The sequence below is a fragment of the Microbacterium ureisolvens genome (genome assembly GCF_015278315.1).
Lineage (GTDB): Bacteria > Actinomycetota > Actinomycetes > Actinomycetales > Microbacteriaceae > Microbacterium > Microbacterium ureisolvens.
Genome location: NZ_JADIJE010000011.1, coordinates 160,165 through 176,928, shown reverse-complemented (window position 1 = coordinate 176,928; position 16,764 = coordinate 160,165). Strand labels below are relative to the sequence as shown.

Here is a 16,764-nt window from a genome sequence, read left to right as displayed (position 1 = left end):
GTCGAGTCGTCCGCGCAGGCGCGCGATCGCCTCGACCGTGCGAGTGGGGTGGCGCGCGGCATCCGTCTCGATGCGGTTCAGCTCCGCCTCGACGGCGTGGAGCTCGGCGCCGAGCCGGTCGGCCTCGGCCGGGTCGAGGTGCTCGCGCGTGACGGACGCCTGGCGCAGCGCGGTGCGGGCCGCGGCGATCTCTTCGGGAACGGCATGCGCGGCCTGCAGCACCAGGCGGTGCGTCTCCTCGAGGTTGCGCGCGTCGGATTCCGCCTGCCGGAGCGCCCGTTCGCCGGCCGCGAGGTCGGGCAGCGCGCTGAGTGACGGGTCGCCCGCGCGGGCGGCGGCGGCGTCCAGGTGACGCCCGGCCTCAGCGGCCTCCGACAGGGCGGCGCGCGCCGAGCGCGACGCCTCGCGCCATTCGTCCTCGGCGAAGCGCGACGAGAGGTCGGCGACCAGGGCCGCCGGGTCGCCCATCGCGCCGCGGAGCTCAGCGAGCCGGCGTTGGGCGGCGTCCACTTGCGCGGCGGCCGAGACGTGCTGGCGCACCCACGTGCCGTGCTCGCTGCGCGCTGCGGCGACGAGTGCCAGCGCCTCGGAGGAGCGACGTTCGATGCGCGCAGCCACGCGCCGCACGTCGGCGGGCGCCACCCCGGGATCGCCGATCGCGCGGTACTCCTCGAACGCATCGTCGCGCGTGTGCTGGGCCGCCAGGCGCGCCCGCCGCAGCGATGCCGGCGCGTCCCCGCCGTAGAGCGCGCCCGACAGGCCGACCTCGAGTTCGAGCTCGGCGACCTCGTCGTCCAGGCGCACCAGCGTCGCTCCGGCGTGGGCGCGGGCCTGCTCGGCCGCCGCCCGCGCGCGGGGTGACCGGCGTGCCCGCCGCACCGCCCAGACCAGCGCGGCGATCGCGATCGCCGTGACGCCGAACACGACCAGAGCGGGAACCACCCACCCCAGGATCGTGGCGACGAGGTCAGGCATCCACAGACCCGACGGCCTCGGCCGCGGCGACCGCCTCGTGGGCCGCCGTCGCACCCGGTGCGCTCGACTGGTCCATCAGCAGCAGCGCACGGAGCTGATCGACGTCGTCGACGACCGCCTGCGCGCCCTCGGCCTCGTGCGGCCAGCTGAAGCCCCACCGTACGAAGATCACCGGCACGCCGTGCACGGCGCCGCCCTCGACGTCGTGGTGCCGGTCGCCCACGAGCACGGGGCGGCTCGTGTCGACGCCGGCCGCCGCGAGGCGGCGCAGCGCCTCGGCGACGATGTCGGCCTTGGCGCTCAGCGTCTTCTCGTCGGCCGTCGCACCGACGATCGCCGTGAGCGAGGTCGAGAGGTCGAAGTGGTCCATGAGTGCCACGACCTGCACCTCGGGCTTCGAGCTCGCCGTGGCCTGCGGAATGCCGGCGGCCGCGACATCCGTCACGAGCTCACCCATCCCGGGGAAGAGCTTGGCGCCCGTCGAGTAGCCGTCGATCTTGTTGAGACCGCGGTAGAACGCGACGGCCTCGGTCGCCTGCTCCGGGCTCATGCCGACGTTCACCTGGAACGACTCGTACATCGGCGGGCCGATCCAGTGCACGAGCTCGGCGCGGGTGGGCGGGCGCTTGCCGAAGTGCTCGAGGCAGATCGTGAGGCGGCGCAGGATGCCGTCGGACGCGTCGACGAGCGTGCCGTCCACGTCCCACAGCACGCAGGTCCATCGCGAGGGGGTCCGCGGGGGTCGGGGCATGGGCACCAGCCTATGCGGAGGCGGCCCGCCGCTCCGAGACGGAGCGGTGCACGCGGGCCAGCCGCGCCATCATGCGGCGGAGCTGGTCGACCTCGCCGACCGACCAGTCGGCCAGCAGATCGCGGAGATTCGCCTCGGCGGCGGCCATGATGCGCTCGCCGATGGAGCGCCCCGCCGCCGTCAGGGCCACGAGCACACCGCGATCGTCGCCGGGGGCGGCGACGCGCACGACGAGCCCCGCGTGCACGAGGCGCCCGACGATCTTGCTCATGTTCGTGGGCGTCATGCCGAGCGCCAGGGAGAGCTCGACCGGCCGCATGGCCCCGTTGTAGGAGAGCTGATTCACGACGAGGAACATGCCCATGTCGTCGACAGGGAAGGCCACCTTCGCCATCACGTCGCGGCGGAGCGCGGTGCTGTCGGCCCAGTGCACGATCGACGCGAGCGACAGCCGCAGGTCGAGCGGGTCGTCGCCGATGACCGGACGCAGGTCTGCGGAGGGGTCGGCGTCGACGTCACCTCTGGCCATCGCGCTCTCGTCCTCTCACCCCGTCGTCACTCTTCGCGCAGCAGGCGAACCGGCCCGAGGAGACCGTACTCGCGGACGACCGCGTGCTGCGTGCGCTCCTCGCCGCCGACGTCCCGCGCCACGATGTCGGCGACGCGCTCATAGTAGCCGCGGGCGCGGAGCCGGTTGTTCAGCGAGCTCGAGACGCGCACCACGACGGGGTTGTCACCGGCACGGAGGTCGGCACTCACGTCGACGACCGGGTGCGCGGTGTCGAAACCCCGCTCGGGGCCGTCGCCGACGCGCACCGAGCCGAGGCCGCCGCCGGTCGAGCCGAGATCGAGCAGGTACCGGGCGTTCGGTTCGACAGCGCCGACCGACAGCGTGGCGGTGTACTCGCCGACCCCGGAGACGTCGGGGCCGACGGCCGAGATCTCGGACCACGGCGCGAGTGCCACCTCGCCGGCGTCGCGGCGCGTGATCGCCGTCCTCGGCCGGACCTCGCGCGAGACGTATCCCAAGCCGCGGTCCTCCGCCAGCACCTCGGGCTCGCCCGCGTCCCAGCTCTCGACGACCAGCCGCCAGGCGTCGGCGCGGACGACCTCGGTGAACACCGCGGGCGCCGCGTCCGCGGCATCCGTCGTCCGATCCAGCACCATGACGGCAATCTCGCCGGGCGCGAGCGTCAGCTCGACGACCGTGCGATCGCCGTCGCTGCGCACGCCGCGGTGCGGACGCAGCGCACCGGTCGACGGGTCGAGCCGGTGCACTGCGCCGGTGCCCTCGAGCTACACGCGCACGGTGGTCGGCTCGGTCGTCTCATAGAGGAAGTGGTACGCATACAGGACCGTGAGGTCGTCGCCGTCGCGCAGGTGGGTGAGCACGTGGGTGTCGTCGGCCTCGAAGCGCGCGCGTCCGCCCGCGCCGAGCTCGTCGAGGGCCGCGACGACGCCGGAGGGAGCGGCGACGCGGACGCCCGGCATCCGTCGGAGGTCCGCCATGATCGTGCGGAGCTCGTCGTCTCGTCCGTCGAGTCCGGGAGTGGCCGATGCCGCGTGCTCGTGCGTGCGATGGCGCCCGTCGCGGAGCGACTCGAGCTCGCGCGCGCCGTCGACGATCACGAGGGGCAAGCCACGCTCGACCCACCCGCGGAGGCGCGCCGCGACGTCGGCGTCGAGGGTGCCCTGGTAGACCACGAGCGCCCGGTAGCCCGGCCCGCCCGGCTGCACCTCGTCGCCGTCGAACGAGACGTCGTCGCGCAGCAGCAGCGCTCCGTCGAGAAACTCGTAGGTGATGCCGGCGTCCTGCATGCCGAGGTCCTGCCACCAGTGGTTCTCGCGATCGCGCATCCACATGGTGCCGTAGGCGACCTCGTCGGGGATGCGCTCGCCGTCGGGGCCGGTCAGGCTCACACCGATGAGGTTGTCGGTGAAGTGGTCGGTGCGGAGGATGCCGACGTCGATGCGCGGTCGGCCGTGCCGCAGCGCGTACTGCAGGCGCCCGATCGCGGCCGTCCACAGCGGGTAGAACTCCGAGCCCGGCTGACGGGTGTCGAACCGCTCCGAGAACATCGACCACATGCCCTCGTGGCCCGGCCACTCGGTCACGCCCTCCGCACCGGCGGGACTCGCCCAGCCGTGCAGCACCGTCTTCGTAATGCCCGCGGCGAGCTGCGTCGCGATGATCTGGTCGTAGAAGCGGTGGTCGAGCATGTGGTTGCGCGTCGTGGCGCCTGTCTCCGACGAGTACTGCTTGCCGAAGAGGTGCGCGGGCCCGGCCATCAGGCGGTAGGCGTCGATCTGCGAGCCGAACTCGAGGGACTCGGTCTCGATGCCGTCGACCTCGGGACCGGGACGTGTGAGCTCGAACGGCAGACCGTAGCTGATCTCGGCGCGCAGCGTCAGGCCGACCTCGTGGAGGAACGCGGCGAAGGGGCGCAGCATGTTCTCGATGTAGAGGTCGGTGAGCGTGCGGGCGTAGTCGTACCGCACCTTGTCGACGGTCACGCGATCGGCCTGGTCAGCGGGCTCGTGGTGGTAGACGGTCGACACGGCCATGAACGGCACGTCGCGGGTGAGGAACGGCAGCCACGGCACGAGGTCGTAGCCGCGCCGGGCGCGGAACTCGTCGGCCACGGTGAAGCCCCAGAAAAGTCCGCCCGCGCCGTAGGTCGACAGCTCGAGGGAGTCCATGTACATCTGCGCACGCGGGTTGCGGGCGATCTCCTCGCGGAGCGCCGGCGTGAGCACGACGTCGTCCCAGTAGGCGATGACGGCGCCGACGCCGTCGCGGTCGAGGTAGTTGACCGTGTAGTTGACGCTCGCCGACGGCGAGGCCGTCTGCCCCGTGCCGTGCATCCAGTACGAGAACAGGTGCCATTCGCCGTCGCCGTCCGGCGCGGTCCAGTCGAGGGCCTCGTCGCGGACGTGCGACGTGAGGTCGATCACGGACGCCGCATCGAGCAGTCCGTCGCCCGCAACGCGGGCCGCGACGACCGCGACCAGGTGCTGCGCCGTGATCCGGCCGCGGTGACCGGGCAGCGTGGTCTCGGCGATCGGCGCGTCGAAGTCGATGCGGGGGAGCGCTCCTCGGCGAGACGCGCCGCCGGCGAGCGTCTCGCGCGCGACGTCCAGCTCCTGCGCGGCGGCACGCTGGTCGGGATCGATGGTGGGGAGGTTCGCGTTCGACCAGTTCGTGCCCGACGTGAAGCTCACCGACATGCCGCGGCGGGTGGTCTCCTCGACCACCACCTGCGAGTCGTGCACCCACTCCTCCGAGCCCCAGCCGTAGCGGGCGTGGTCGATCGCCCCTTCGTCCATGGCGAGGAACTCCATGCCGCCGAAGCCGAGGCGGTGCGCGTCGGCGATCTCGCGCCGGAGGGTGGCGTCGCTGTGGAGGCCCTCCGCGAGCCACCACCGCAGCTCGGGGCGGAATTCGATCGAAGGGTGGGCGATCTCGCGCCGGAAGTCGTCGAGCGTCATTGCGCGGCATCCGTTCTACAGAAGAACTGTCTTCGCGACAGTATGTACTGTCCCGGCGACACGACACAAGACCCGCGCGCGGGTGAGCCGACGGGTCAGAACAGGCGCGGTGCGCCGGACTCGATGCCCTTCATGCCCTCGTAGTCGAGCGTGACGCAGCGGATGCCGCGGTCCGCGGCGAGCACCTTCGCCTGGGGTTTGATCTCCTGGGCCGCGAACACGCCGGTCACCGGAGCGAGGTGGGGGTCGCGAGCGAGGAGGTCGAGGTAGCGGGTGAGCTGCTCGACGCCGTCGATGTCGCCGCGACGCTTCACCTCGACGGCGATCGTTCCCCCGGCGGGGTCGCGCAGCAGCAGGTCGACGGGCCCGATCGCTGTCGGGTACTCGCGGCGCACCAGCGTCAGCCCGTCGCCGATGACGTCGACCTGTTCGGCGAGGAGGCGCTGCAGGTCGGCCTCGACGCCGTCCTTCTGCAGACCCGGGTCGATGCCGAGCTCGTGCGAGGTGTCGTGCAGCACCTCGTAGATGCGCACGAGCAGCGCGTCGCCCGTCTTCGCGTGCGTCACGCGCCAGTGCTCGAGCACGCCCGCGGCCGCGGACTCGTCGTCGGGGAGCTCGACATCGAGGCGGCACGGCGGGCTCATCCAGTTGAGCGGCTTGTACGAGCCCCCGTCGGAGTGCACCAGCAGCGACCCGTCGCCCTTGTGCACCAGCAGCCGGGTCGCCAGCGGCAGGTGGGCGTTGAGCCGCCCGGAGTAGTCGACGGAGCAGCGGGCGATGACGAGACGCACCCGAAGAGCCTAGCCCCGACTCAGCCCGCCGAGCCGGTGGTGCGCTCGCGGTGCGGGTGGCCGACGCCCACCTGCGAGCCGGCGATGGGCTTGGCCGCGCCGGAGGCCAGCCCCGACATCACGATGAGGCCGACGATGATCCAGAGCGTCGGGAGGATCCCGATCTGGTGGCTGATCCAGCCGAGGATCGGCGGGCCGCAGAGGAACGCGAGGTAGCCGATCGTGGCGGCGGCCGAGACGGATGCCGCGGCCTTGGCGGGATCGTCGGCAGCTGCCGACATGCCCAGGGGGAAGCCCAGCGACGCGCCCGCGCCCCACAGCGCGACGCCGATGAAGGCGATGGGCAGCGACGGCGCGAGGATGAACAGCACCAGACCGACCGCCGCCGCGGCGGCCAGGATCCGGAGCGTCCAGACGCGGCCGATGCGGTCCACGAGCGGTCCGCCGAGGATGCGGAACACCGTCATCGCGACCGAGAACACCGTGAGGGCGACGGCGCCGACGGCCTCGGTCTGGGCGTGGCCGTCGACCATCGCGATCGTGAGCCAGTCGTTGGCGCTGCCTTCGGCGAACGCCATGCCGAGCATGATCGCGCCGATGGCGTACGTGCGCGGGTCGCGCCACACCGCCAGCGCCTCCGCGACGCGCTGGCGCCGGCTGGTCGTGGTGGCGGGGTCGTCGTGCACGATCTCGCGCGAGGGCACGAGCCGCAGCGCCAGCAGGCCGGCGGCGAGCACGAGCACGCCGATCGCACCGAGATGCCAGAAGACGCCGATCTGCCAGGCCGCCATGGCGACCCCGATGCCGGCCCCGACGACGGTGCCGATGCTGAAGAACGCGTGGAACAGCGGCATGAGCGTGCGCTCGAAGGCCTGCTCGACCGCGGCCGCCTCGACGTTCATCATCACGTCGGTGGCCGCCATGCCGATGCCCATGAGCCCGAGGCCGACGGCGGTCACCGCGTACGACTCCAGGAGCTGCACGCCCAGCCCGACCACCAGGACGCCCACCGAGAACGTGATGATCGTGGCGACCATGCCCCGCCGGGCGCCCCATCGCACGACGATGACGTTCGCGAGCGAGAGCCCGACGATCGAGGCCGCGCCCGAGACGAACAGCAGGATGCCGATCTGCAGGTCGTTGATGCCGAGGTCGTTCTTGACCGCGGGCAGCCGCGACGCCCACGAGGCGAAGCCCAGGCCCGTGACGAAGAAGATCGCGAAGATCGCGGTGCGCCAGGCGACCAGCTGCTTCCGGGTGAGCGCGGTATCCATCCGCACATGGTACCGAATCGATTCGGAGATGCTCGAATCGATTCGACCACCGATTCCGCGACGGGCTACGATCGGCTCACGACCAGAGTCGTCACGAAACGAGCACAGCCCACGACATGAGCCGTCACGACACCGGCGCCCGCCGCGCCACGATCTCGGACGTCGCCCGCGAGGCCGGCGTCTCTCCGTCGACGGCGTCGGTCGTCTTCAGTGGCAAGACCCCCGTCTCCGACGCGACCCGCCGACGGGTGCTCGACGCGGCGGCCGCCCTCGGATACACCGGTCCCGACCCACGCGCTGCGTCGCTGCGGCGCGGCCGCTCGGGGATCGTGGGCGTCGTGTTCGAGGAGCACCTCGGCACCGCCTTCCTCGATCCGGTGAAGACCCTGATGATGGACGGTCTCGCCGACGCCGTCACGCCCCTCGGTGCCGGGCTCCTGCTGCTGCGCGATCACGAGCCGACCGGCAGCGGGCCCTCCCTCACCACCGCACCGCTGGACGCCGCCGTGCTCATCGGCTGCAGCGGCCTCCTGCGCGAGTCGCTCGAGACCGTCAAGGCCCGCGGCATCCCGGTGGTCGTCATCGAGGGCGATGCCGGTGGTGACGTGCCGCGCATCGGACTGGACAACCGCGAGGCCCAGCGCCAGGCCGCGAGCCACCTGCGCGCGCTCGGCCACCGCCGCGTCGCCGTCGTCGCCCTGCCGGCGCGTGCGGGCTGGCAGCGCGGCTGGGTGCACGATGACACCGCGATCGCCGTCGACGTGACGCGCGAACGCCTGGCCGGAGCGCTCGACGTCTTCCCCGATGCCGCCACCTTCGCCGCCGCCGGCAGCTTCATCGACGAGGGCTTCCTCGCCGGTCGCGAGATCTTCGCCGACCCCGAGCGGCGGCCGACCGCCGTCATCGCTCAGAGCGATCTGCTCGCCGCGGGGGTGATCCGCGCCGCCGAGGAGGCAGGTCTGCGAGTGCCCGACGACGTCAGCGTCACCGGCTTCGACGGCATCGTGGTGGACGGCCTCGCGCCCTACGAGCTCACCACGCTGGTGCAGCCGGCCACCGACAAGGGGCGCGCCGCCGGTGCCGCCGTCGCGGCGATGCTCGAGGGCGCACCCGCCGCCTCGATCCGCTTCACCTGCACCTTCCGCGAGGGCAACACGACGGGTCCGGCGCCGGCCGAGGCCTGACCCCGCCCCCTCCGGTCACGACCGCAGGGGTCCGATCGGCAACGTCTGCGAGCCGAAGTCCGCGATCGTGTAGCGGCCGCAGGCGATGAGCTCGGCATCCTCGACTGACGCATCTCCCGGCAGGTCGAACGCGGCGGACTGCCCGTCGAGCACGAGGAACGACACCTCGCCGACCGCGAAGTCGTCGCGATTCACGAGCCACGCATAGCCGCGCAGCCGGTGGTCCACCTGCACGAGAGCGCGCGGGTCGTCCAGGTGCGTCTTCGGCAGCCGCACCGTCCAGAACTGTCCGGCGCCGGTGCGCCCCGACTGCTCGACCCAGTCGACGACGCACTCCCGGTCTGCGTCCGGCGTGTGCGCGGCGGCCGCGAGCCGCGGCATCCCGATCCCCAGCGCGAGTGCGAGCGCCGCCGCCGTCGCTCCCACCGCGAGCACGGGGCCGGCGACGCGCCCGGCGGCCGGCCGCGGCCGGGCCACGAGCATGGGAAGCACCACGAGCCCGAGCAGCGGCGCGAACACCGCAGGCTGCAGGTAGCGGGCCGCGTGCGTGCCCGCTACGAGGGCTCCGACCACCACGAGGAGCGGCATCACCCAGCCGCACGCCGCGACGAGCGTCGCACCGAGCTCGCGGCGGCGGGCGAGAAGGACGGATGCCGCGACGCTCCAGCCCCACAGCACCACGACGGCGATGACGGATGCCGCGCCCCACGGCGCGCTCCATCGCTCGGCGAGGAGCGCCCCGTAGTACTCGACCGACGCGGGCGCCTGCGACGGGTCGAAGTAGCCCGCGCCGGTGTTCGCGATGAGGTGGCTGAGCGGCATCCGTCCCGCGAAGCCCAGGAGCGAGCCCGCGACGAGTCCGGCGAGCAGCCAGAGCGCCGCTCGCCGTCTCACGGCGATCACCGCCAGCACGAGTCCGATCGGCACCGTCGCCCACACGGCGAACAGCGGGTTGGTGAGGACGGATGCCGCGGCCACCAGACCGAGTCCCACCACCGCCGGCCAGGGCGCAACAGGACGCGTGCGGTCGAGCCCGCGCCGCGCGAGGCCGACGGCCAGCACCGCGCCGACGACCGTGGCGCTGTAGTAGGTGGTCGTGGTCAGCAGCGATGCGAGCTCGAGAGCGTCGCGCGAGGGAGACCGCTCGGTCGCGGCGAGCACCGCGAATCCCCCGAGCGCGAAAAGCGCGCCGGCGATCGGTGCGCGTGCATGACCCGGCGAACCGGCCGACACTCGCAGTGCGCCGTACAGCGCCACGACGTTCACCACTCCCGCGAGGGCGAGCGTGCCGCCGATGCCGAGGCCGAGCAGACTCAGCACCGCGAGCACCGCGGTCTCGGGGAGGAACAGCACCGACGACAGCGCCCAGTCCTGCGGCTGCCCGAGCCCCAGAGACCGGACGATGAGCGTCGTGACGAGTGAGTCGGCGTCGCGGAACAGCAGCTCCGATCGCGGCGAGGACGCCACTGCGGCGGCCGTCGCGATTCCGATGGCGATCGCCGTCAGCGCGCCGAGCAGCTCGCGGGCCCAGCGCGGCAACCCGGACTCTCCGACGACCCTCCACGGGCTCTGTTCGGCCACCCCCTCACTCTCCCACGCGAGCCCGCGTATGCCGTTTCGGGCAGGAGCAGCCGTTGCGCCCGATAGGATGGACCGGACACCCCGATCGCCTTGGCTCTGCGCTGTCCTCCGACGACGTGCGCCGACCGACGACCACGAGGAGGCCCGAATGCTCCTCGTCCTCGGCGCGTTCGCAGTTCTGCCGGTCCTCCTGCCGTGGCTCGTCGCCCGCATCGGCCCTGGCGCGTTCTACGTCGCCGCGGTCCTGCCGATCGCCGGCTTCGTCCACGCGGCCGTGCTGACCCCGGCGGTGCTCTCCGGCGACATTCCGTTCGAGTCATACGCCTGGATCCCGCCCCTCGGCATCGACCTCTCGATGCGGATGGACACCCTCGCGTGGCTCATGACGCTCGTCGTGACGGGCGTCGGCGCGCTCGTGATGATCTACTGCCGCTGGTACTTCCGCGGCAAGAAAGACAATCTCGGACAGTTCGCGGCCGTGCTGCTCGCGTTCGCCGGCGCGATGTACGGCCTGGTGCTCACCGACGACCTCGTCGTGCTCGTGATGTTCTGGGAGGTCACGAGCGTGCTGTCGTACCTCCTCATCGGCTACTACAACAAGCGCGCGGCCAGCCGTCGTGCGGCCCTGCAGGCGCTCCTGGTGACGACGCTCGGCGGCCTGGTGATGCTGATCGGGGTCGTGCTGCTGGTCGTCGACGCCGGCGCCTCCAGCATCTCGACGATCCTCGCCGAGGCGCCCACGGGCACCGTCGTCGACGTGGCGCTCGTGCTGATCCTCGTCGGAGCACTCAGCAAGTCCGCGATCTTCCCCTTCCACTTCTGGCTCCCGGGCGCCATGGCGGCGCCGACTCCGGTGAGCGCCTACCTCCACGCCGCGGCGATGGTGAAGGCCGGCATCTACCTCATCGCGCGCCTGGCTCCCGTCTTCGCGATCGCGCCGACCTGGCGGCCGATCGTCGTGGCGCTCGGTGTGTTCACGATGCTGCTGGGCGGCTTCCAGGCGCTGCGCGAGACCGACCTCAAGCGCGTGCTCGCGTTCGGCACGGTCAGCCAGCTCGGCATGCTGACCGTCGTGCTCGGCTACGGAACGCGGGATGCCGGGCTGGCGGGTCTCGCGCTGCTCCTCAGCCACGCGCTCTTCAAGTCCGCGCTGTTCCTCGTGGTCGGCGTCATCGACCGCCAGCTGTCGACACGCGACCTGACGGAGCTGTCGGGCGTCGGCCGGCAGGCGCCGCTGTTGGCGACGTTCTCCGCGATCGCGGTCGCATCGATGGTCGGCATCATCCCGACGATCGGCTTCGTGGCCAAGGAAGGCGTCCTCACGGCGCTGCTGCACGAGGCCGAGGGCGGCGCGGTGTGGGGGATCGTGGCGCTGGCGGGGATCGTGCTGGGCTCGGTGCTCACCGCGGGCTACGGCATCCGCTTCCTCTGGGGGGCGTTCTGGACGAAGCGCGACGCCGCGGGTGACCGTATTCCCGAAACGGAATGGCCCGATCCTCCGCTAGGGTTCCTCGTCGCCCCGATCGTGCTGGCCTCGCTCACCGTGATCGCCGGGTTCGCCACGCCGTGGCTCGACAAGGTCTTCACGCCGTACGCCGACCAGGCGCCACTGGCGACCCCCGGCGTCACGCCCGCCGAGCACCCCGCGCACCTGGCGCTCTGGCACGGCTTCGTGCCGGCGCTGTGGATCTCGCTCGCGACCATCGTCGTCGGTGCATTCGTCTTCTGGCTGACGCGCGGATGGCGGCCGGCGCGGCGCCTGCTGCCCTTCACCGCGGCCGAGGCGTACAACGGCACGCTCCGCGTCGTGGCGCGCCTGTCGGTGCTGACGACGAGCCTCACCCAGCGCGGGTCGCTGCCGGTGTACGTCGGCACGATCTTCGTGGTGTTCGTGGCCGCCGAGGCGACGGCGCTCATCGCGAGCGACGACTGGGTCGCCAAGCTCGACGCCTACCAGACCCCCACGCAGCTGTTCGTCGCGCCGATCATGATCGCCGCCGGCCTCATCGCGATCCGGGCGCGCAAGCGCTACACCGGGGTCGTGCTCGTGTCGGCGACGGGCCTCGGCATGGTGCTGCTCTTCGCCACCAGCGGCGCCCCCGACCTCGCACTCACGCAGATCCTCGTCGAGACCGTGACTCTCGTGGCCTTCGCCCTCGTGCTGCGGCGGATCCCCTCGCGCATGGGCGAGCACAACGCGTCGGTGTGGCCGGTGGCGCGCGCGGTACTCGGCGCCGCCGTCGGCATCACCATGGCGCTCGTCGCGATCGTGGCCACCAGCGCGCGGGTCGAGGAGCCGATCTCCGACGCGTTCCCCGACCTCGCCTATCAGCTGGGGCACGGCAAGAACGTCGTCAACGTGGCCCTGGTGGACCTGCGCGGCTGGGACACGATGGGCGAGCTCTCGGTGCTGATCCTCGCGGCGACGGGCGTGGCATCCCTCGTCTTCGTCACCCATCGCGCCGACACGCTCTCCCGTTCGATCGCCCCGCTGCCCTCGGCGGCCGTGCGCACACGGCGACCCCTCGTCGAGACGGCCGAGGGCGTCAAGCCGCGCGGTGCCGACGGCGGCCGCATGGCGTGGCTCGTCGGCGGCCAGCGCGTCCGGCCGGAGAACCGCTCGATCATGCTCGAGGTGATCGTGCGGATCCTGTTCCACACGATCATCATCGTGTCGCTGTACCTGCTGTTCGCCGGCCATAACCTGCCCGGCGGCGGTTTCGCGGGCGGGCTCGTGGCCGGCATGGCGCTGGTGATGCGCTATGTCGCCGGCGGCCGCTACGAGCTCGGCGCCGCCGCTCCCACCGACGCCGGCCGCCTGCTCGGCACCGGCATGGCCATCGCCGTCGCCTGTGCGATCGTGCCGCTGTTCTTCGGCGCCGCCCCGCTGACGAGCACGTACTTCGAGGCGACCCTGCCCGTCCTCGGCCACGTCGAGTTCGTCACCTCGACGCTGTTCGACGTCGGCGTGTACCTCGTCGTCATCGGACTCGTGCTCGACGTGCTGCGCAGCCTCGGCGCCGAGGTCGACCGCCAGGCGCAGGCCCTTCGAGAGAGTCAGGGGCAGGGCTCCGGCCAGGGGGTGAGCATCTCGTGAACGTCTCGCTCGTCCTCATCATCGTCATGGCCGTGCTCTTCGCGTGCGGCGTCTACGCCATGCTCGAGCGCAGCCTCACCCGCGTGCTCATCGGCTTCCTGCTTCTCGGGAATGCGGCCAACCTCCTGCTGCTCATCGTGATGGGCGAGCCCGGCGTGGCGCCGTTCTTCGGGGCCGCGGCATCCGTCGACGAGATGTCGGACCCGCTGCCGCAGGCCCTCACGCTCACCGCGATCGTCATCACGTTCGCCGTCTCGGCGTTCCTCCTGGCCCTCATCTACCGGTCGTGGCAGCTCGGCCAGGCCGACACCGTCGCCGACGACGTGGCCGACCTGGAGGTGCGCGAGCGCTCTGCCGCGGCCGAGGAGGCGATGGACGAGGAGACCGAGATCGAAGACGCCGACGACGACGCGACCACCGACTTCGTGGGCACCGACACCGCGCCCATCATGATCCTGGGTGCCCGCGACTTCGCCGGCCTCCGCGACGACGCGCCGGTGGACCGACCCGACCAGCGCGACCGGTCCGATCGCGACCGGGACACGACGGGGGGTGACGAAGAATGATCGAGATCGCCCCCGTGCTCGTGCCGCTGCTGGTGACGCTGCCGCTGCTCGGCGCAGCGATCGCCCTCATCGCCGGTCGCCACCGAAAGACGCAGGTCGTCGTGTCGGTGGTGACGCTCAGCGCCGTCACCGTGATCGCCGCCATCCTGCTCTACGTCGTCGACGTCGGCGACAAGCCGATCGCCGTCTCGGTCGGCGGCTGGCCGATCCCCTTCGGCATCGTGCTCTACGTCGACCGGCTCGCGGCGCTCCTCGTCGTGGTCTCGAGCATCGTGCTGCTCGCGGTCCTCCTGTTCTCCGTCGGGCAGGGCGCGGCCGACGGCGACGACGACACCCCGGTCTCGATCTTCCACCCGTCGTACCTGATCCTCGGCGCGGGCATCTTCAACGCGTTCATCGCGGGCGACCTCTTCAATCTCTACGTCGGCTTCGAGATCCTGCTCGTCGCGTCGTACGTGCTCATCACGCTCGGCTCGACCGAATCGCGCATCCGCACCGGCGTGGTCTACATCGTCGTGTCGCTCGTCTCGTCGATCCTCTTCCTCGCGGCGATCGCCATGATCTACGGCGCGCTCGGCACGGTGAACATGGTGCAGATCTCCGAGCGCATGGGCGAGCTGCCGCAGGAGACGCAGCTGATCCTGCATCTGATGCTGCTGCTCGCGTTCAGCATCAAGGCGGCGGTCTTCCCGCTGTCGTTCTGGCTGCCCGACTCGTACCCGACCGCGCCCGCACCGGTCACGGCGGTCTTCGCGGGCCTGCTGACCAAGGTGGGCGTCTACGCGATCATCCGCACCGAGACCGAGCTGTTCCTCGACAACGACGTGAACCAGCTGCTGCTGTGGGTGGCGCTCGCGACGATGATCGTCGGCGTGCTCGGTGCCGTCGCGCAGGCCGAGCTCAAGCGCATCCTGTCGTTCACGCTCGTGAGCCACATCGGCTACATGATCTTCGGGCTGGCGATCGCCACCCCCGCGGCGATCGGCGCGACCATCTATTACATGGTCCACCACATCGTGGTGCAGACCACGCTCTTCCTCGCGGTGGGACTCGTCGAGCGCGACGCCGGCTCGACGTCGATCCTGCGGGTCAAGGGCCTGATGAAGGCGGCACCGGTGATCGCCGTGCTGTACTTCATCCCCGCGATCAACCTCGGCGGTCTGCCGCCCTTCTCGGGCTTCATCGGCAAGTTCGCGCTGTTCGATGCGGCGGCGCAGGTCGGCACGCCGATCATGATGGTGCTCATGGTCGGCGGCATCCTGACCAGCCTCCTCACCCTGTACGCGCTCATGCGCGCGTGGAACCTGTCGTTCTGGCGCGAGGACGAGGACTCGGCCGAGACCGAGGCGCGCATCTCGTACCTCGGGGCCGCGCCCGCCGCCGGCATCGAAACCGAGCGCCGCGTCATCCCCAAGATCATGACCGCGGCGACCACGGGCATGGTGGCGATCACCGTCGCGCTCACGGTCTTCGCCGGTCCGCTCTACGACGTGTGCACGCGCATCGGCGAGGCCCTGCTGCAGCCGGTGTCGCTCACGCAGCTCGAAGAGGACGCCGCGGGAACGGAGAAGACGCCGTGAGCCCGGACCTGCCGCAGAGCTGGCTGCGCCGGGCGTTCGTGACGGCGTGGCGACAGCTGCCGTTCTTCGTGTGGCTGATCGCCCTGTGGATGCTGCTGTGGGGGCAGTTCACGTGGCTCGCGTTCCTCACGGGCCTGGTCGCGGCGCTCATCGTGACCCGCGTGTTCCGCCTGCCGCCGGTCGAGCTGTCGGGCCGGGTCAACCTGTGGTGGGGCCTTGTGTTCATCCTGGAGTTCCTCGTCTCCGTGGTGCAGGGCTCGCTCACGGTCGCGTGGCAGGTGCTGGACTTCCGCCGGCAGCCGGGAGCGGCGATCATCGCTGTACAGCTGCGGACCGACGACGACCTGATCATGGCGCACGTCGCCGTCACCTGCTCCCTCATCCCCGGTTCGCTCATCGTCGACACCGACCGGGACCGCAGGATCCTGTACCTCCACGTCATCGGCGTGCGCGACGACGCCGACGTGGACAAGCAGCGGGCGAGCGTGCACCACTGGGAGAGCAGGATCGTTCGCGCCGTCGGCTCGCGCGGCCAGGTGCAGGCGATCCGGACGGATGCCGCGACTCGAGGAGGTGTGCGATGAACACGCTGCTGGTGGTGATCTACGTCGTGTTCGCGGTGGCCGCGCTCCTGACCCTGTGGCGGATCGTCATCGGGCCGTCCATCCTCGACCGGGCCGTGGCATCCGATGTCCTCCTCACCGAGGTGATGTGCGTGCTCGGCGCCGAGATGGCGATCAACCAGCACACCCGGACGCTGCCCGTGCTGCTGATCATCGCCGCCGTGGGCGTGTTCGGGTCGATCTCGATCGCGCGATTCGTGGCGAGAAGGGACCAGGACAGCTGATGGACGCCGCCCTCGACCTCGCCGCACTGATCCTCATCCTGATCGGCGCGCTGCTGTGCCTCACTGCGGCGATCGGCGTGCTGCGCTTCCGCGACGTGCCGACGCGCCTGCACGCCGCCACGAAGCCGCAGGTGCTGGGGCTGATCCTCATCTGCCTCGCGGTGGCGCTGTCGCTGCGGTCGTGGCCGGTGGTCGCCTTCCTCGTGCCCGTCGTGCTCATCCAGCTGGCGACCGCGCCGCTCTCGGCGCACATGGTCGGGCGGCAGGCCTACCGCAACGGCACGATCGACGAGACCGGCCTCCACGTGGACGAGCTCGCCGAGTCCAAGCGCACCCCGCCCGCCGCCGGCGGCTGAGCTCCGCCCCCCGCCACCTCAGCCGAGAGCGCGCAGACTGCTGCCGAATCCCGGTTCGGGGCGCCGTTCGTGCGCTTTCGGTCGAAGGGGCTCGCGCCCGAGTACCCGCTCCCGACGAGAGCGCGCGGAGTGCTGCAGAATCGCGGTTCGGCGCGCAGTTCGTGCGCTTTGGGGAGGGGAGGACCGGGGCTCCTCCCCAAGGGCCCGGAGGATCCGCCTGTCCACAGACGGCGGGATGGGGGCGGCGGGCCGGCGAGCGCCGGGCGAGGATTC

Annotated in this window: 15 protein-coding genes; 7 read left to right on the top strand and 8 right to left on the bottom strand. The window is 71.6% G+C overall.

The annotated features are described in order from the left end of the window. From IM767_RS16520 to IM767_RS16495, 7 genes are all read right to left on the bottom strand, one after another. A partial coding sequence (locus IM767_RS16520; protein ID WP_194398911.1) for a coiled-coil domain-containing protein occupies positions 1-975 on the bottom strand: 975 nt, incomplete at its 3' end. After that, entirely contained in the window at positions 968-1,726 is a 759-nt protein-coding gene (locus IM767_RS16515; RefSeq protein ID WP_109208754.1) for an HAD hydrolase-like protein, read from the bottom strand. The genes IM767_RS16520 and IM767_RS16515, both read right to left, overlap by 8 nt. 10 nt (positions 1,727-1,736) lie before the next feature. After that, positions 1,737-2,255 carry a MarR family winged helix-turn-helix transcriptional regulator gene (locus IM767_RS16510; RefSeq protein ID WP_109208755.1) on the bottom strand — a complete coding sequence of 173 codons (519 nt, stop codon included), beginning with the start codon at positions 2,253-2,255 and terminating at the stop codon, positions 1,737-1,739. Between the two features lie 26 nt (positions 2,256-2,281). Further along, positions 2,282-3,004 carry a hypothetical protein gene (locus IM767_RS20590; RefSeq protein ID WP_198426036.1) on the bottom strand — a complete coding sequence of 241 codons (723 nt, stop codon included), beginning with the start codon at positions 3,002-3,004 and terminating at the stop codon, positions 2,282-2,284. An 18-nt stretch (positions 3,005-3,022) separates the two neighbouring features. After that, a complete protein-coding gene (locus tag IM767_RS16505; protein WP_198426035.1) occupies positions 3,023-5,215 on the bottom strand; it encodes a glycosyl hydrolase in 2,193 nt (730 codons plus the stop codon). A 95-nt stretch (positions 5,216-5,310) separates the two neighbouring features. Then, positions 5,311-6,006: an endonuclease NucS gene (nucS, locus tag IM767_RS16500; RefSeq protein ID WP_109208756.1), complete on the bottom strand. Its 696-nt coding sequence runs from the start codon at positions 6,004-6,006 to the stop codon at positions 5,311-5,313. Positions 6,007-6,026: 20 nt separating this feature from the next. Further along, the gene (locus IM767_RS16495) at positions 6,027-7,280 is read right to left on the bottom strand and encodes an MFS transporter (protein WP_109208757.1); all 1,254 of its coding nucleotides are present in this window, start codon (positions 7,278-7,280) and stop codon (positions 6,027-6,029) included. Between the two features lie 116 nt (positions 7,281-7,396). Here IM767_RS16495 and IM767_RS16490 point away from each other — a divergent pair, with 116 nt between their 5' ends. Next, positions 7,397-8,464, top strand: coding sequence for a LacI family DNA-binding transcriptional regulator (locus IM767_RS16490; RefSeq protein WP_109208758.1), 1,068 nt, complete (start codon positions 7,397-7,399; stop codon positions 8,462-8,464). Between the two features lie 15 nt (positions 8,465-8,479). Here the strand turns inward: IM767_RS16490 and IM767_RS16485 are convergent, their stop codons facing one another. Beyond that, the gene (locus tag IM767_RS16485) at positions 8,480-10,045 is read right to left on the bottom strand and encodes a hypothetical protein (protein WP_239453100.1); all 1,566 of its coding nucleotides are present in this window, start codon (positions 10,043-10,045) and stop codon (positions 8,480-8,482) included. Between the two features lie 148 nt (positions 10,046-10,193). Here IM767_RS16485 and IM767_RS16480 point away from each other — a divergent pair, with 148 nt between their 5' ends. From IM767_RS16480 to mnhG, 6 genes are read left to right on the top strand one after another with little or no spacing between them, the layout of a single operon-like run. Beyond that, positions 10,194-13,142 carry a Na+/H+ antiporter subunit A gene (locus IM767_RS16480; RefSeq protein ID WP_109208760.1) on the top strand — a complete coding sequence of 983 codons (2,949 nt, stop codon included), beginning with the start codon at positions 10,194-10,196 and terminating at the stop codon, positions 13,140-13,142. After that, positions 13,139-13,708, top strand: coding sequence for a Na(+)/H(+) antiporter subunit C (locus IM767_RS16475; protein ID WP_109208761.1), 570 nt, complete (start codon positions 13,139-13,141; stop codon positions 13,706-13,708). Before IM767_RS16480 ends, IM767_RS16475 begins: the two co-directional genes overlap by 4 nt. Continuing rightward, complete coding sequence (locus IM767_RS16470) at positions 13,705-15,288, top strand: Na+/H+ antiporter subunit D (protein WP_109208762.1); 1,584 nt, start codon at positions 13,705-13,707, stop codon at positions 15,286-15,288. Before IM767_RS16475 ends, IM767_RS16470 begins: the two co-directional genes overlap by 4 nt. After that, complete coding sequence (locus IM767_RS16465) at positions 15,285-15,872, top strand: Na+/H+ antiporter subunit E (protein WP_109208763.1); 588 nt, start codon at positions 15,285-15,287, stop codon at positions 15,870-15,872. The genes IM767_RS16470 and IM767_RS16465 overlap by 4 nt, the downstream gene beginning before the upstream one ends. Further along, on the top strand, positions 15,869-16,135 hold the full coding sequence (locus tag IM767_RS16460) for an MrpF/PhaF family protein (RefSeq protein ID WP_109208764.1): 267 nt from the start codon (positions 15,869-15,871) through the stop codon (positions 16,133-16,135). Before IM767_RS16465 ends, IM767_RS16460 begins: the two co-directional genes overlap by 4 nt. Continuing rightward, positions 16,135-16,491: a monovalent cation/H(+) antiporter subunit G gene (gene mnhG / locus IM767_RS16455; RefSeq protein ID WP_109208765.1), complete on the top strand. Its 357-nt coding sequence runs from the start codon at positions 16,135-16,137 to the stop codon at positions 16,489-16,491. Before IM767_RS16460 ends, mnhG begins: the two co-directional genes overlap by 1 nt. The last annotated feature ends 273 nt before the right edge of the window (positions 16,492-16,764 follow it).

Coding starts and splice junctions, on each gene's coding strand:
- IM767_RS16490 (WP_109208758.1), top strand. CDS start 7,397: ATGAGCCGTCACGACACCGGCGCCCGCCGCGCCACGATCTCGGACGTC.
- IM767_RS16470 (WP_109208762.1), top strand. CDS start 13,705: ATGATCGAGATCGCCCCCGTGCTCGTGCCGCTGCTGGTGACGCTGCCG.
- IM767_RS16505 (WP_198426035.1), bottom strand. CDS start 5,215: ATGACGCTCGACGACTTCCGGCGCGAGATCGCCCACCCTTCGATCGAA.
- IM767_RS16480 (WP_109208760.1), top strand. CDS start 10,194: ATGCTCCTCGTCCTCGGCGCGTTCGCAGTTCTGCCGGTCCTCCTGCCG.
- IM767_RS16460 (WP_109208764.1), top strand. CDS start 15,869: ATGAACACGCTGCTGGTGGTGATCTACGTCGTGTTCGCGGTGGCCGCG.
- IM767_RS16515 (WP_109208754.1), bottom strand. CDS start 1,726: ATGCCCCGACCCCCGCGGACCCCCTCGCGATGGACCTGCGTGCTGTGG.
- IM767_RS16510 (WP_109208755.1), bottom strand. CDS start 2,255: ATGGCCAGAGGTGACGTCGACGCCGACCCCTCCGCAGACCTGCGTCCG.
- IM767_RS16495 (WP_109208757.1), bottom strand. CDS start 7,280: ATGGATACCGCGCTCACCCGGAAGCAGCTGGTCGCCTGGCGCACCGCG.
- mnhG (WP_109208765.1), top strand. CDS start 16,135: ATGGACGCCGCCCTCGACCTCGCCGCACTGATCCTCATCCTGATCGGC.